Here is a 12,920-nt window from a genome sequence, read left to right on the forward strand (position 1 = left end):
GGAACATCGATGAGGACGAATAAAGCTGCATCGTTGGCGCTGTCGGCCGTGGCCACGTTGACTGCGATGTCCCTGCTGTCGGGGTGCGCAACGCTGCCAACCAACTCGGCACCTCACGTGCTGCGTCCGTTTACGCCGGCGGAGTCTCCGACGCCGGATGCTGGTCCCGCGGAGGATGAGGAGCCAGACTTGCTGCTGCGTGGGTTCTACGCAGCATCGGCGATTCCGGACGGCGACTACGAAATGGCGCGTGCTTACCTGACGGAGAGCGCTGCCCAGGCGTGGGATCCAAGCGGGCAGAAGCTGATCGTGGACAGCTTCGGCGTGACCACGCTGCCGGGGGCCTCGGCAGGGAAGCGTCGCTTTGCGGTTCACGGAAACGTAGTTGGTGCGGTGCACACCGGGGGATCGTTTGCTCCGGAGCGCGGCAAATACGAGGCAGAAATCGAGCTGGACATGATCGATGGGCAGTGGCGTATTTCGTCGCTACCCGCGGGTGTGGTCATGGAGCGAACTGAGCTGCGTAACCAGTATCAGCCGTATAACCTGTACTTCTTTGATGCCGACGACCGTGAGTTGGTCACCGACCGCCGTTGGGTTCACTCGCGTCGCGAGGCCCTGGCGGGTGACTTAATCGGGTTGCTTATGGAGGGGCCTGCGGAGCGTTTGCGTCCAGCGTTGCCCAATGCGTTGCCGTCGAAAGTGGCCTATACGGGGTTCAAAGATGGCGCGTTTACCTTTACTGGTTTCAGCGAAGTCGACGCCGCACGCCGCACGCAGTTTGCTGCCCAAGTGGTGTGGACCCTTGCCACCGCCGGCATCACAGGTCCGTATCGTTTGGAAGCCGACGGCAGCCCCCTTATCGAAGGCGCTGACGAACTCGGTACCGACGACTTTGCGGACGAGAGCCCACTGGTGGAAACCGCTGGGGAAAGCACGCTCTACGCGCTCGTCGATGGGCGCATTTTGCGTGTCGACGGCCGCACCACCCAGGCCGTCGACGGCAGCCTCGGCAGCTCTGGCCAGATCACTTCAGCCGACCTGGCCAAGGGTGGCCAATGGGCGGCTGTCTTCGGCAAACCAGACGATGACAAGGACGATGTGCTTCGCGTGGGCAAATTCGGTGCCCGCGAGGAAGAGGTTATGCGGGCGCGTACATTCACACGCCCGAGCTTCGAAGCGAACGCGGCGGCGGTGTGGTCGGTTGCAGACGGCAAGCGGATCCTGCGCACAGTCCAATCCGCAGCCAGTGGCGAATTGTCCACCGGCGAGGTGCACGTCGACCTGCCAGAAGGCGTGGACGGCAACATTTCTGTGCTGCGCCTGTCGCGCAGCGGCACCCGCGTGGTCATGGTGATCGACGGAAAGCTCTACACGGGCATTGTCCAGCGTGGCGCTTCCGGCGAACGCTCTATTGTCAATGTGCTCGAGTACGCCCAGGAGCTCGGTGGCAGTGTCGTATCTGCCGAGTGGCGTGCGGATGGTTCACTCATCGTCGGTACCTCCGCCCCGTCGCCAGTGCTGCGTGTGGAGCAGGACGGCTCGTCTATGACCGCGTTGTCGGCGGGCAATATTTCGGCTCCGGTGGTGGCAGTGGCGGCGTCGCCAAGCATGCTCTACGTCACTGACGTCAATGCTGTATTGCAAGTGCCGGCCTCAGGTGCGGATAACCCCATCTGGCGTGAGGTGCCAGGTCTGGAAGGTATGCGCGCGCTACCGATCATCGCGCGGTAGGGGAGTCAGGGATGCTGGGGGATATCGGGGAGTTGCTGCTACCGCGCAAGTGCGCCGGATGCGGCGTGCCGGGGCCGCTGTTGTGCGCCACCTGCCGGATGGAGTTGGCGCACCCGCCGCAGCGCGTGTTTCCCAACACCACACCGATGGTGCCGGTGTTCGCACTAGGTGCCTATGCGGGTGCGCACCGTGGGGTGGTGTTGGCAATGAAGGAACGTAACCACCTTGCCGTGCGTCGCCACGTCGGTGCGGTACTCAACGCCGGGCTGGACTACTTGGAGGCGCGCGGCGATATCGCAGTCGGCGCGGTGCTGGTTCCCGCACCGACGAAGGTGTCCTCGGCACGCGCCCGCGGCGGCGACCCCGTGGAAGCTATCTGCCGCGCCACCCGGCGCAGTGTCACACCCGCGTTGCTACTCGACGCCAGCGCTGCCGATCAGTCGAACCTTGACGAGTCCTCGCGCCGCGCAAACCTGTCCGGAGCAGTACGGCTTGCCGCCATCCCTGCAGGTCCCGTGGTTCTTATCGACGACGTCGTAACCACCGGCGCAACCCTCCAGGCCAGTGTGTCCGTGCTGCTCGCCCACGGGGTTGACGTGAGTGCGTGCGTGACCGTGTGCGCAGCGTAACCGCAGGCCAAATATGTGTTTTTGCAGGTGTCCAGTAGGGTCACAGGAATGAAATTGCGTCTTCTTCCACTCGTGTGTGCCCCGGTTCTCGCGTTGGTCGGTTGCTCGACTGCAGAGATCACCCCACTTCATGAGGCCCGTGTTCAGGAGGTCTCCGAAATCCGTGACGCCCTTGCCGGCACGGACTTCGACTGCACCAACTGGCAGGAGTTGAAGCAGGAAGAGGGCGTGTGCATGCAGAAGGAAAAGGGCCAGATCAAATTCAAGCTCGACGGCACGCCTGAGGATTATGCGCGCTACCTCATGGAGGAGCAGTTCCCGTACGCAAAGGAAGTCATCGTCGGCGAGAACTGGGTTGGCCGCTGCGATAACACTGATGAGGGCACCTGCCAGACCATCGCTGAAGGTCTCGGTGCAAACGTGAAGCAGAGCACCCGCAGCTAAGCATCCGCTGCTCAACACCCGGCAGCGTAGCTCTCAGTAAGCTCATAGCGAACATTTTGCGAACCCCCGTGTATTGGTCATAACCAGTTGTATAGTGGTGATGGACACAGTTCCTACTACCCACAGGGAGGAAGCACATGACTTCTGCAGACCAGAATGCCGTACAGGGTGACGCACAGGGGGAGGGTCTCGGACCCGATGTGGTGTTGACCATCACCGGCCGCAACGTTGAGGTTCCGGAGCACTTCCAGGAACGCGTAAGCGGCAAGTTGGCAAAGATTGCGAAGCTCGATCCGACTCTGAATTCCTTCCACGTTGAGCTCAAGCATGAGCCGAATCCGCGTCGTGAACAGGAAGCGGAACGCATCCAGATCACCGCAACTGGCTCGGGCCACCTCGCACGCGCTGAGGCGAAGGAAGACACCTTCTACAACGCCTTGGATGCCGCAGTGGCAAAGCTGGAGCGTTCGCTGCGCAAGGTCAAGGCTCGTCGCACCACTCCGATGTCTGGCCACCGTGCACCGAAGGGCACCGGCAAGCTTGCTGCTGAGCTTGAGGCTGAGCAGAAGGCAGCGCAGGCTCGCGAGGCTGCTGCGCAGGGTCCGTACGATGTTGACCCGTACGAGGATCAGGTTGAGGATCTGACTCCGGGCCAGGTCGTTCGTACCAAGGTGCACTCCAACGCTCCACGTAGCGTGGATGATGCGCTCAGCGAGATGGAGCTGGTTGGACACGATTTCTACCTCTTCATCAACGAGGAGACGAACCGTCCGGCTGTGGTCTACCGCCGTCACGCGTTTGATTACGGTTTGATCGAACTGGCTGATGAGGCGGAAGCCGAAGCAGGCGAGAAGTAGCGCTTGCGCTGTTACCCGCACGGTCCTGTGAAAGGGGCCGGGCGGGTTTTGTCGTCGATTAGCAACGCCGGGTTGTTCTCTGCAACGTGGGCGTGCGTACAATGGCGGGTTGTTACACCTTGGCCCTGCCTACTCCAGTAGTAAAGGATTTTCTCACGTGTTTGGACTGTCGAAGCTGCTCCGCGCCGGTGAGGGGCGTACCGTCAAGCGCCTGGCGAAGATCGCTGACCAGGTCATGGCCCTGGACGATGAATACGCGGCGCTGACCGATGAGGAACTTAAGGCGAAGACCGCCGAGTTCAAGCAGCGCATCGCCGACGGCGCGAGCCTCGACGACATTTTGCTCGACGCGTTCGCGACTGCCCGTGAGGCGTCGTGGCGCGTGCTGGGACAGAAGCACTACAAGGTGCAGATCATGGGTGGTGCCGCACTGCACTTCGGCAACGTCGCTGAGATGAAGACCGGTGAAGGCAAGACGCTGACGTCGGTGCTGCCGGCGTACCTCAACGCGCTGTCCGGCAAGGGCGTGCACGTGGTCACCGTGAACGACTACCTGGCTAAGCGTGACGCCGAGATGATGGGTCGTGTGCACCACTTCCTCGGCCTGGAGGTGGGCGTGATTCTGTCGGAGATGCGTCCGGCGGAGCGCAAGAAGGCGTACGACGCTGACATCACCTACGGCACCAACAACGAGTTGGGCTTTGACTACTTGCGTGACAACATGACGCGTTCGGTCAACGAAATTGTGCAGCGTGGCCATAACTTTGCGATTGTGGATGAGGTTGACTCGATTCTTATCGACGAAGCCCGTACCCCACTGATCATCTCCGGCCCGGTCGATGGGTCCAGCCAGTTCTACTCGGTGTTCGCACAGCTTGCGCCGCGTATGCGTGAGGGCATCCACTACGAGGTGGATCACCGCAAGCGCACCGTCGGTATTTCCGAGGAGGGCGTGGAGTACGTCGAGGACCAGTTGGGCATTGACAACCTGTACGCGCCTGAGCACTCCCAGTTGGTGAGCTACCTCAACAACGCGATCAAGGCCAAGGAGCTCTTCGAGCGCGATAAGGACTACATCATCCGTCAGGGTGAGGTCATGATCGTGGACGGTTTTACCGGCCGTGTGCTCGCTGGCCGTCGCTACAACGAGGGCATGCACCAGGCCATTGAGGCCAAGGAGCAGGTGGAGATCAAGAACGAGAACCAGACGCTGGCCACCGTTACCCTGCAGAACTACTTCCGTCTGTACGACAAGCTCTCGGGTATGACCGGTACCGCTGAGACTGAGGCGGCCGAGCTGCACCAGATTTACAAGATGGACGTTGTGCAGATCCCGCCGAACCGTCCGAACCAGCGTGTGGACCGCGACGACCTGATCTACAAGACGCAGGAAGCAAAGTTCGCGGCCGTTGCGGAGGACATTGCGGAGCACGCGGAGAAGGGCCAGCCGGTGCTGGTCGGTACCACCTCGGTGGAGCGTTCCGAGTACCTGTCGCAGCTGCTGACCCGCAAGGGTGTTGCCCACAACGTGCTCAACGCGAAGCACCACGAGGAAGAAGGCCGCATCATCGCTGAGGCTGGCCTGCCGGGCAAAGTGACCGTTTCCACCAACATGGCTGGTCGCGGTACCGATATCGTGCTGGGTGGCAACCCGGAAATTCTCTTGGATGCGAAGTTGCAGGAGCAGGGCCTCGACCCGTTTGAGGACGAGGAGCGCTACCAGGAGGCGTGGAACGATCAACTGCCGAAGGCGAAGGAACGTTCCAAGAAGCTTGGTGATGAAGTCCGTGAGGCCGGCGGCCTGTACGTGATTGGTACGGAGCGTCACGAGTCGCGTCGTATCGACAACCAGCTCCGTGGCCGTTCCGGCCGTCAGGGTGACCCGGGCGAGACCCGTTTCTATCTGTCCATGCGCGATGAGTTGATGGTTCGCTTCGTGGGTCAGACCATGGAGAACATGATGAACCGCCTCAACGTTCCGGACGATGTGCCGATCGAGGCGAAGATGGTGTCCAACGCCATCAAGGGCGCACAGTCGCAGGTTGAGAACCAGAACTTTGAGATGCGTAAGAACGTGCTCAAGTACGACGAGGTGCTCAACGAACAGCGCAAGGTGGTCTACGGCGAGCGTCAGGAGATCCTGGCGTCGAAGGACATCAAGGACCAGGTGCGTCGCATGATCGAGTCCACTATCACTGCGTACGTCGATGCGGAGACCGCGGAAGGCTACGTGGAGGACTGGAACCTCGAGGAACTCTGGCACGCACTCGAGTCCCTGTACGGCCCGTCCGTGACGCCGCAGGAACTCATCGATGGTGACGAGTACGGTCGTCCGGGTGAGCTGACCTCGGCACAGTTGCGCCAGGCGCTTCTCGACGACGCCAACGCCCTCTACGACAACCTCGAAGAGAACATCTCTGCGATCGGCGGCGAAGAGCAGATGCGCAACCTGGAGCGCATGGTGATCCTGCCGATCATCGATACGAAGTGGCGCGAGCACCTCTACGAGATGGACTACCTCAAGGAAGGTATTGGCCTGCGTGCGATGGCGCAGCGCGACCCGCTGGTGGAGTACCAGAAGGAGGGTGGCGACATGTTCAACGCCATGAACGAGGCGATCCAGGAAGAGACCGTGCGCCAGCTGTTTGCCATGCGTAAGCAGTTTGAGACCCAGCCAGCCCAGGCTGCTGAGGGCGAGACTGACGGCGGCACCGCCACCGTCTAAAACCGCCGCTGACCCACTGTTTGGGGCCACTGTTTGGGGCCACTGTTTGGGCCAGTGCGGTCTCACACTGAGGGCAACGCCCTGGTGAGGGCGTGAGGAGCCGTCTGCGACGTGTTGCGCGCAGGCGGCTCCAGTATTTTGAACGACTGCAGTTTGCCGTCCGCCATCTTCGCGGCAAAGGCGAGGCGTCGCCCGCCTTTCTCCACGGTGCCGTAGAACTCGCCGGCCTCACCAGAGTGGCAGGTGATCACCCGGACGTGCTGGGTGGGCAGGACTGCGGTGTTGCGGGTGTGGGCGCGGAGTTGGAGCTGGGCTCGTCGATACGCACGGATGTGTGTGCGCACCGACGTACTGAACCGCGAGGCTGTCATGACAGTCGGGTCGTAGCCTCCGAACGCAGCGCTGATGGCCTGGCGCACGAGAGGGTCGACGCGTTGATTGGTCTGTGGTGTGGCGCTGAGCGCCACGTCCGGCTCGAGCACCGACGGCGCCGGTTTCGGCGCGGGCGTGCGGCGCTCAGGTGCGAGGAGTTGAATGTGCTGGTGGCCGGGAACGCTGTAGTACCTGGTTGCGGGCATGTGGGAATCCTCCGTCACGGGAGGGGGTGGGCGCGGCGCGGGGTAGGTATCATTGTTCACGATTGGCGCAATGAAATAAAGAGTGTGCGCACTAAAATACGCATCACGTACGCGAAATACGCAGCTAACGAAAGCTAACGAAAGAAGGCCGAAGTGCAGGGTTTGATCATCGACTACGCAGGTGTGCTGGACACGGGCGCTGAAGACCAGAGCCGCTGGAAGACCCTCATCGAGGAAGCCAAGAAGAAGGACGTCTCCGTGGCCATCCTGTCCAACGAGGCAGCTGAGGGCGAGATTGCGGACGCGATCCGCGAGTGGGAGTTCAAGGGCGTTGTCGACGCGGTTGTGCTCTCCGGCGAGATCGGTGTGGAAAAACCGGAGCGTGCAGCGTTCCAGGCGGCAGCCGACGCGATCGGCCTGGATATGAACGAGTGCGTGATGATCGACGATGACATCATGAACATCCGCGCCGCAGTGGAATACAACCTCATCGGCATCCTGCACACCGCGCTGGACCGCACTGCGGTAGAGATCCAGTCCCTGTTCGACATTGAGGGCGAGTTCTAGTGCGCGTCTACATCCCGGCAACGTTTGGCATGCTGCAAGCGCTGCAGGACAACGGTCTGTTGCATGCGCGCAGCGGGTGGGGTTTTTCTGCGACGAAGGCGTTGCAGGAATTCTTCACCTCGGGCGATCTCGAAGAGATCGAAGATGTGGCGTTCGATGACGCGGCGTTGGCGTCGCTACGCCTGCTCGCCATTGGGGACGAGGAGCGCTTCCCGCACCGCCGCGTGGTCATCTCCGTGGACGTGGACGCGACTGAAGCGCCCGATATGGGCGAGTCTGTGGTGAAACTGTCCGGCCCGGTGAATCTTGAGGACGTCGCGGCGATCCACGTGGACATCAAGGAATCCGAAGAAGCCACCGCGAAGGCCATCGAGGTGGTTGATGCCGCGGATCTTGGCGACGAAGACGCGGAGCTGACCGTCGGCGACGCCCAAGACAACTACATGGCGTTCTATCACCCAGACGAGTTAGCGTTCCTCCTCGAGCTGCTTTAACTCCCACTCGTTATTGCTGTGTAGAGCCTCCAGCAGGTGGCGCACAGCCAGCGCGCGGCGCCCGATGGGGGATTCAGCGTCGAGCGTGTCCCAGGCACACTCCGGGTCCGCAGGCGGACCCAAGTGGGTGCAGCCGCGGGAGCAGCCTTCGGCGGCCTCGGCGAGATCGGGGAAGACCTGCACGATTTGTTCCGGGGCGACGTGTGCGAGGCCGAAGGAGCGGATACCGGGGGTGTCGATAATCCAGCCACCGCCGGGTACCTCCAACGCCACGGACTGGGTGGAGGTGTGGCGGCCCTTGCCCACGCCGGAGACCTCGCCAGTTTCGCGGTCCGCGTCCGGGACGATGCGGTTGACCAGGGTGGATTTGCCCACTCCGGAATGGCCGATCAGCGCAGAAACGCGGTCGTGGATGTGTGTGAGCAGTTCCGCGATGTCGTCGTCGACGCCGGTGCGCAGCACCTCCACACCAAGGTCAGCGAGTTCACGCTCGAAATCGGTAGGGTCGGCCAAATCAGACTTGGTCACGCACACCACCGGGGTCACGCCGCCGACAAACGCGGCGACTAAGGCGCGCTCCACAAACCCGGTACGCGGTGGGGGATCGGCGGCGGCAACCACGATGAGCAACAGCTCAGCGTTGGCGACGATGATGCGCTCGTACGGGTCCGTATCGTCAGCCGTGCGGCGCAGGACAGAGGAACGCTCCTCGCGCTTCACAATGCGCGCCAGCGTGTCCTTTGCGCCGGAGGTGTCACCGACGACGCCGACACGGTCGCCGACCTCGATCGAGGTGCGCTTCAGGTCCCGGGCGCGGGTGCATTGCAGGCGCGTGGCGTCGTCGTCAAGCACGACGCCCCAACGCCCACGATCCTTAGCCACGACCAAACCGAACTTGGCATTATCGTGCGACGGACGGTTCTTCGAGCGTGGCCGTGAGCCCTTGCCGGGGCGGACGCGGACGTCGGATTCGTCGTAATCGGAAAACTTGCGGCGCATTACTTGGAAACCATCTCCAACCACATGTCCTCAAACCCAGGAAGCGTCTTCGCGGTGGTTGCAATGTTTTCCACCTGGACGCCCTCCACAACCAGACCGATGATGGCGCCGGCGGTGGCCATGCGGTGATCGTCGTAGGAACGCCACGTCCCGCCATGCATCTCGGTCGGAGTGATACGCAGGCCGTCGCCGAGTTCCTCGCAGTTGCCGCCGACGTTGTTGATCTCGTTGGTCAGCGCCGCCAGGCGATCCGTCTCGTGGCCGCGCAGGTGCGCAATGCCAGTTAGCTCGCTCGGGGTGGAGGCGCACGCCGCGATGACGGCGACGGTGGGGGCCAACTCGCCGATGTCGCTCATGTCGAGTCGAATGCCCTTTAGCGTGCCAGGCTTCGGGCCGCGCACGCGCAGGGTCTGGGTGGAGCCGTCGGCGATGAGTTCGACCTCGCAGCCCATGCGCTCCAAGACGGTACGGATCACTGCACCCGGCTGGGTGGTGCGCAGCGGCCAGTTCGGGATACGCACCTCGCCGCCAGTGACAGCTGCCGCGGCGAGGAAGGGTGCTGCGTTGGACAGGTCGGGCTCGATCACCCAGTTAGTGCCGCGGATCGGCTGCGGGTCAACGTCCCAGGTGTCACGGGTACCGGTGACCTTCACGCCAGCCTCTGCGAGCATGGCCACCGTCATCTCAATGTGCGGCATCGACGGCAACATGCCACCCGTGTGGCGGATGGACACGCCACGCTCGAACCGGGGCGCAGACAGAAGCAGGCCCGATACGAACTGGGAGGAACCAGAAGCGTCAATCTCCACCGGGCCGCCGTCAGCCTTGCCGGTGCCGTGGACGGTAAACGGCATCCCGTCACCCGCAACGGACACGCCGAGGGTGCGAAGGGCGTCGAGGATAACCGCGATGGGGCGGTTGCGGGCGTGGGGGTCGCCGTCGAAAAGCACAGGCCCCTGCGCAAACGCCGCAACCGGCGGCACAAACCGCATCACGGTGCCAGCAAGACCGCAATCAACCTCCGCGCCGCGCAACTCGCCCGGGGTCACACGGATGACGTCGCGGTCGTGCTCGAAGCCGGTGCCCATGGACGCCAGTGCGGCCTCCATAAGATCCGTATCGCGCGAGCGCAGCGCCCCAGTCATCGTCGACGGACCAGCGGCAAGTGCCGCCAGCACGTAGGCGCGGTTAGTCATGGACTTTGACCCCGGCACCCGCTGCGTGTGGGTGATCGGGGCCGGATGGAACGGTGCGGGCCACATGTTCGTCATGAACGTCATAATAATGGAGCGCATGTGCGGACGATTCGTTCTTTTCACTACTGGCGACGAGCTCCTCTCCGAGGTAGCCACCCTGCCCGGCATCAACCACGTCGAAGCGCCCGACGGCACCCCGCCGCCGCGCTACAACATCGCGCCGACAAACCAGGTGCCACTCATCCGGATCGCAGAGCAGGCTGCGCGTATCGACGCCGCCCGCTGGGGTCTCCTCCCAACCTGGAAGAAAGACGACACCGGCATGCCTCTGTTCAACGCACGCGGAGAGACGGTGGCGGAGAAGCCCTCGTTCCGCAGCGCGTTCAAGGCGCGGCGCGGGCTGATGGTGCTCGACGGCTACTACGAGTGGAAGCAAACCGAATCCGGCAAGCAGCCCTACTACGTGCGCCCTGCAGAGGGCTTGCTGTACGCGGCGGCACTGTGGGAGACCGGGCTGGACCGGCTATCCACCACGATGATCACCACCGACGCCACCGACAACATGGCCTGGCTCCACCACCGCCTACCGCTCTTTCTGCGTGACGACGAAATCCGCCAGTGGGTCGACGGCACCCCAGAGGAAGCGTTAGAACTTGTGCACCCCTCGCGCGTGGCCGACACGTTGCAGTGGAACGAGGCCGCAAAGGAAGTAGGCAACGTGCGCAACGACTACGCGGAGTTGATCTCGGGCTAGTCCAGGGCTATTCAGTCCCGATAGGCGCGAACTTCGCGTTGGTCAGCTCCGCCAGGTCGGTAGGCGACAGCGCAATAGAAAGGCCCCGTTGGCCGGCGGAGACGGTGATGGTTTCGAGGTCGGCGACGGAGTCGTCGATAAGCGTAGGCATGCGCTTGGTGGTGCCCAGCGGGGAGATCCCGCCCACGACATAGCCGGTCGCACGCTGCGCCTGAGCAGGATCGGTCATCTCCGCACGCTTCCAACCCAGCGCTTTCGCCGCCGCCTTGAGCGAAAGGTGGCCGGCGACGGGCACGCAACAGATCGCCATGTCGCGTTCGTGATGGATCACCAAAGTCTTCAGCACCGTGTGGGGGTCACGGCCCAACTCAGCAGCAGAATGTGCGCCGAAATGATCCTTGCTCGGGGTGTATTCGAGCACCTCATGAGGGGTTTGAGAAAGGGCGCTCAGTGCGCGAGTCTTAGCAGCCATGGGGCGATTTTAGCGCTGACCTACAATAGCGAGCATGCCCGAAACCGAGCTTGATCAAGAAGCAAAGGCACGCTTCGCCGAAGAAGCCATGCCGCTGCTCGACCAACTCTACGGCGGAGCCCTGCGCATGACCCGCAACCCGCAAGACGCCGAAGACCTGGTGCAAGAGACCTACCTCAAGGCGTACAAAAACTTCGACAGCTTCACGCCCGGTACCAATCTCAAGGCGTGGCTGTACCGGATCATGACCAACACCTACATCAACTCGTACCGCAAGAAACAGCGCCGGCCGCTGGAAACCTCCGCGGACGAAGTGACGGATTACCAGTTGTACTCCTCGAGCTCGCACGACTCGACGGGACTGGAATCCGCCGAGGTTGAAGCGCTCAAGGCAATGCCGAACTCGCGGATCTCCGAGGCGCTCAACGCGTTGAACGAGGACTACCGCATGGTGGTCTACTACGCCGATGTTGAAGGGCTGGCGTACAAGGAAATCGCCGATGTGCTGGACATCCCTATGGGCACTGTCATGAGCCGACTGCACCGTGGAAGAAAACAACTGCGCGGCATGTTGAAAGACGTGGCGAAGGAACGAGGCATTGGCCTCGACCACGCGGACATGCAGGACACCGACACTGCGGCGAAGGAGAAGTAATGGCTACGGGACACGGATGCGAAGCGACATACCGCCTGCTGTGCGAACTTTTCGACGAAGAAACTTCCCCACAGCGCCGCGAGGAAATCACCTCCGAGATCGCGCAATGTCCGGAGTGTCGCAGTATTGCCGAGTCTGAACGTGCCGTTCGCGCCATCGTGCGGGATTGCTGCCAGCCAACGAAGGCTCCTGAGCCGCTGCGCGAGCGCATCATCACCACCATCTCCTACACCGAGGTCACGTGGCACTAGGGCGCTTTTAGGGGGAGTTCGGGGGCTGGTTGTTGCGGCCTTTCTCATCGTCTAGCTGGGCTTGTGATGTTGCTAGACGATCTCGTTTCGGCCTCTGTGTTTGCCCTGGTGGTGTTGGGGTTGTTTGTCGTTATGGGGCTGATCGTCTAGCTGGTGTTTCGGGGTGCTAGACGATGAGCGTTGGGGTGGTGGACTGGTGTGTTCGTGGGGTTGAAACACGGTGTTTTCGTGTCTTGAAGGCTGTTATTACGTGTGCGCTCGGAAAACGGGGGTAATTTCCGGGGGTAAGCAGGTGGTGCGGATTGCTGAACAATCCGCACGTCACACCCATTTCGAGCCGTTTTCACAGTCGTTGAACAATCCTCCCGACCATTTCCGGGTCGTTTTGAAGTGCTGTTCCGGCATTTCCCCAGGTCGCGATTCAAACGGGCGGGTGTTGGCTGAAAATACCCTTAAAGCGCATACTATGCATGCATAAAGATTGTTCAACGAAGTGCACCCAAGGCAAAACAGATCGTTCAACAACCCTTCTAATCGGTGGTGCTTGTGGGTTGGATTGGTGAAC

Annotated in this window: 14 protein-coding genes; 10 read left to right on the plus strand and 4 right to left on the minus strand. The window is 62.1% G+C overall.

Annotated features, from left to right (window positions below):
- Positions 1 to 9 precede the first annotated feature (9 nt).
- From lpqB to secA, 5 genes are all read left to right on the plus strand, one after another.
- On the plus strand, positions 10 to 1,734 hold the full coding sequence (gene lpqB / locus HMPREF3145_RS08880; protein ID WP_070422855.1) for an MtrAB system accessory lipoprotein LpqB: 1,725 nt from the start codon (positions 10 to 12) through the stop codon (positions 1,732 to 1,734).
- 11 nt (positions 1,735 to 1,745) lie between these two features.
- Entirely contained in the window at positions 1,746 to 2,363 is a 618-nt protein-coding gene (locus HMPREF3145_RS08885) for a ComF family protein (protein WP_070614826.1), read from the plus strand.
- A gap of 48 nt (positions 2,364 to 2,411) precedes the next feature.
- Positions 2,412 to 2,807 (plus strand): hypothetical protein, encoded by a 396-nt coding sequence (locus HMPREF3145_RS08890; RefSeq protein ID WP_070449560.1) that lies wholly within the window; start codon positions 2,412 to 2,414, stop codon positions 2,805 to 2,807.
- Between the two features lie 137 nt (positions 2,808 to 2,944).
- The gene (gene hpf, locus HMPREF3145_RS08895; RefSeq protein WP_070422857.1) at positions 2,945 to 3,664 is read left to right on the plus strand and encodes a ribosome hibernation-promoting factor, HPF/YfiA family; all 720 of its coding nucleotides are present in this window, start codon (positions 2,945 to 2,947) and stop codon (positions 3,662 to 3,664) included.
- 157 nt (positions 3,665 to 3,821) lie between these two features.
- Positions 3,822 to 6,389: a preprotein translocase subunit SecA gene (gene secA, locus HMPREF3145_RS08900; RefSeq protein ID WP_070422858.1), complete on the plus strand. Its 2,568-nt coding sequence runs from the start codon at positions 3,822 to 3,824 to the stop codon at positions 6,387 to 6,389.
- Positions 6,390 to 6,451: 62 nt separating this feature from the next.
- On the opposite strand, the gene HMPREF3145_RS08905 is transcribed toward secA, so the two are convergent.
- Positions 6,452 to 6,967, minus strand: coding sequence for a hypothetical protein (locus tag HMPREF3145_RS08905; RefSeq protein WP_070422859.1), 516 nt, complete (start codon positions 6,965 to 6,967; stop codon positions 6,452 to 6,454).
- 153 nt (positions 6,968 to 7,120) lie between these two features.
- Here HMPREF3145_RS08905 and HMPREF3145_RS08910 point away from each other — a divergent pair, with 153 nt between their 5' ends.
- Together HMPREF3145_RS08910 and HMPREF3145_RS08915 are read left to right on the plus strand one after the other, a co-directional pair.
- Positions 7,121 to 7,534 carry an HAD-IA family hydrolase gene (locus HMPREF3145_RS08910; RefSeq protein ID WP_070422860.1) on the plus strand — a complete coding sequence of 138 codons (414 nt, stop codon included), beginning with the start codon at positions 7,121 to 7,123 and terminating at the stop codon, positions 7,532 to 7,534.
- Complete coding sequence (locus HMPREF3145_RS08915; RefSeq protein ID WP_180950030.1) at positions 7,534 to 8,028, plus strand: DUF6912 family protein; 495 nt, start codon at positions 7,534 to 7,536, stop codon at positions 8,026 to 8,028. The genes HMPREF3145_RS08910 and HMPREF3145_RS08915 overlap by 1 nt, the downstream gene beginning before the upstream one ends.
- Here HMPREF3145_RS08915 and rsgA read toward each other — a convergent pair.
- The gene (rsgA, locus tag HMPREF3145_RS08920; protein ID WP_070422861.1) at positions 8,002 to 9,027 is read right to left on the minus strand and encodes a ribosome small subunit-dependent GTPase A; all 1,026 of its coding nucleotides are present in this window, start codon (positions 9,025 to 9,027) and stop codon (positions 8,002 to 8,004) included. The two genes, HMPREF3145_RS08915 and rsgA, sit on opposite strands and share 27 nt — an antisense overlap.
- Positions 9,027 to 10,307 carry a 3-phosphoshikimate 1-carboxyvinyltransferase gene (gene aroA, locus HMPREF3145_RS08925; RefSeq protein WP_070422896.1) on the minus strand — a complete coding sequence of 427 codons (1,281 nt, stop codon included), beginning with the start codon at positions 10,305 to 10,307 and terminating at the stop codon, positions 9,027 to 9,029. Before aroA ends, rsgA begins: the two co-directional genes overlap by 1 nt.
- Before the next feature lie 13 nt (positions 10,308 to 10,320).
- Between aroA and HMPREF3145_RS08930 the strand changes: the two genes are divergently transcribed.
- Positions 10,321 to 10,977: an SOS response-associated peptidase gene (locus tag HMPREF3145_RS08930; protein WP_070422897.1), complete on the plus strand. Its 657-nt coding sequence runs from the start codon at positions 10,321 to 10,323 to the stop codon at positions 10,975 to 10,977.
- Positions 10,978 to 10,984: 7 nt separating this feature from the next.
- Here the strand turns inward: HMPREF3145_RS08930 and ybaK are convergent, their stop codons facing one another.
- Entirely contained in the window at positions 10,985 to 11,449 is a 465-nt protein-coding gene (ybaK, locus tag HMPREF3145_RS08935; RefSeq protein WP_070422862.1) for a Cys-tRNA(Pro) deacylase, read from the minus strand.
- A 34-nt stretch (positions 11,450 to 11,483) separates the two neighbouring features.
- Between ybaK and HMPREF3145_RS08940 the strand changes: the two genes are divergently transcribed.
- Complete coding sequence (locus tag HMPREF3145_RS08940; RefSeq protein ID WP_070422863.1) at positions 11,484 to 12,104, plus strand: sigma-70 family RNA polymerase sigma factor; 621 nt, start codon at positions 11,484 to 11,486, stop codon at positions 12,102 to 12,104.
- Positions 12,104 to 12,355, plus strand: coding sequence for a hypothetical protein (locus HMPREF3145_RS08945; RefSeq protein WP_070422864.1), 252 nt, complete (start codon positions 12,104 to 12,106; stop codon positions 12,353 to 12,355). Before HMPREF3145_RS08940 ends, HMPREF3145_RS08945 begins: the two co-directional genes overlap by 1 nt.
- Positions 12,356 to 12,920 lie beyond the last annotated feature (565 nt).

Source organism: Corynebacterium sp. HMSC05C01, from assembly GCF_001807155.1.
Classification (GTDB): domain Bacteria; phylum Actinomycetota; class Actinomycetes; order Mycobacteriales; family Mycobacteriaceae; genus Corynebacterium; species Corynebacterium coyleae.

Excerpts from the sequence above, each read along its gene's own strand:
- HMPREF3145_RS08930 (WP_070422897.1), top strand. The coding sequence starts at position 10,321 with ATGTGCGGACGATTCGTTCTTTTCACTACTGGCGACGAGCTCCTCTCC.
- ybaK (WP_070422862.1), bottom strand. The coding sequence starts at position 11,449 with ATGGCTGCTAAGACTCGCGCACTGAGCGCCCTTTCTCAAACCCCTCAT.
- HMPREF3145_RS08890 (WP_070449560.1), top strand. The coding sequence starts at position 2,412 with ATGAAATTGCGTCTTCTTCCACTCGTGTGTGCCCCGGTTCTCGCGTTG.
- lpqB (WP_070422855.1), top strand. The coding sequence starts at position 10 with ATGAGGACGAATAAAGCTGCATCGTTGGCGCTGTCGGCCGTGGCCACG.
- hpf (WP_070422857.1), top strand. The coding sequence starts at position 2,945 with ATGACTTCTGCAGACCAGAATGCCGTACAGGGTGACGCACAGGGGGAG.
- HMPREF3145_RS08940 (WP_070422863.1), top strand. The coding sequence starts at position 11,484 with ATGCCCGAAACCGAGCTTGATCAAGAAGCAAAGGCACGCTTCGCCGAA.
- HMPREF3145_RS08905 (WP_070422859.1), bottom strand. The coding sequence starts at position 6,967 with ATGCCCGCAACCAGGTACTACAGCGTTCCCGGCCACCAGCACATTCAA.
- HMPREF3145_RS08945 (WP_070422864.1), top strand. The coding sequence starts at position 12,104 with ATGGCTACGGGACACGGATGCGAAGCGACATACCGCCTGCTGTGCGAA.
- aroA (WP_070422896.1), bottom strand. The coding sequence starts at position 10,307 with ATGACGTTCATGACGAACATGTGGCCCGCACCGTTCCATCCGGCCCCG.
- rsgA (WP_070422861.1), bottom strand. The coding sequence starts at position 9,027 with ATGCGCCGCAAGTTTTCCGATTACGACGAATCCGACGTCCGCGTCCGC.
- HMPREF3145_RS08885 (WP_070614826.1), top strand. The coding sequence starts at position 1,746 with ATGCTGGGGGATATCGGGGAGTTGCTGCTACCGCGCAAGTGCGCCGGA.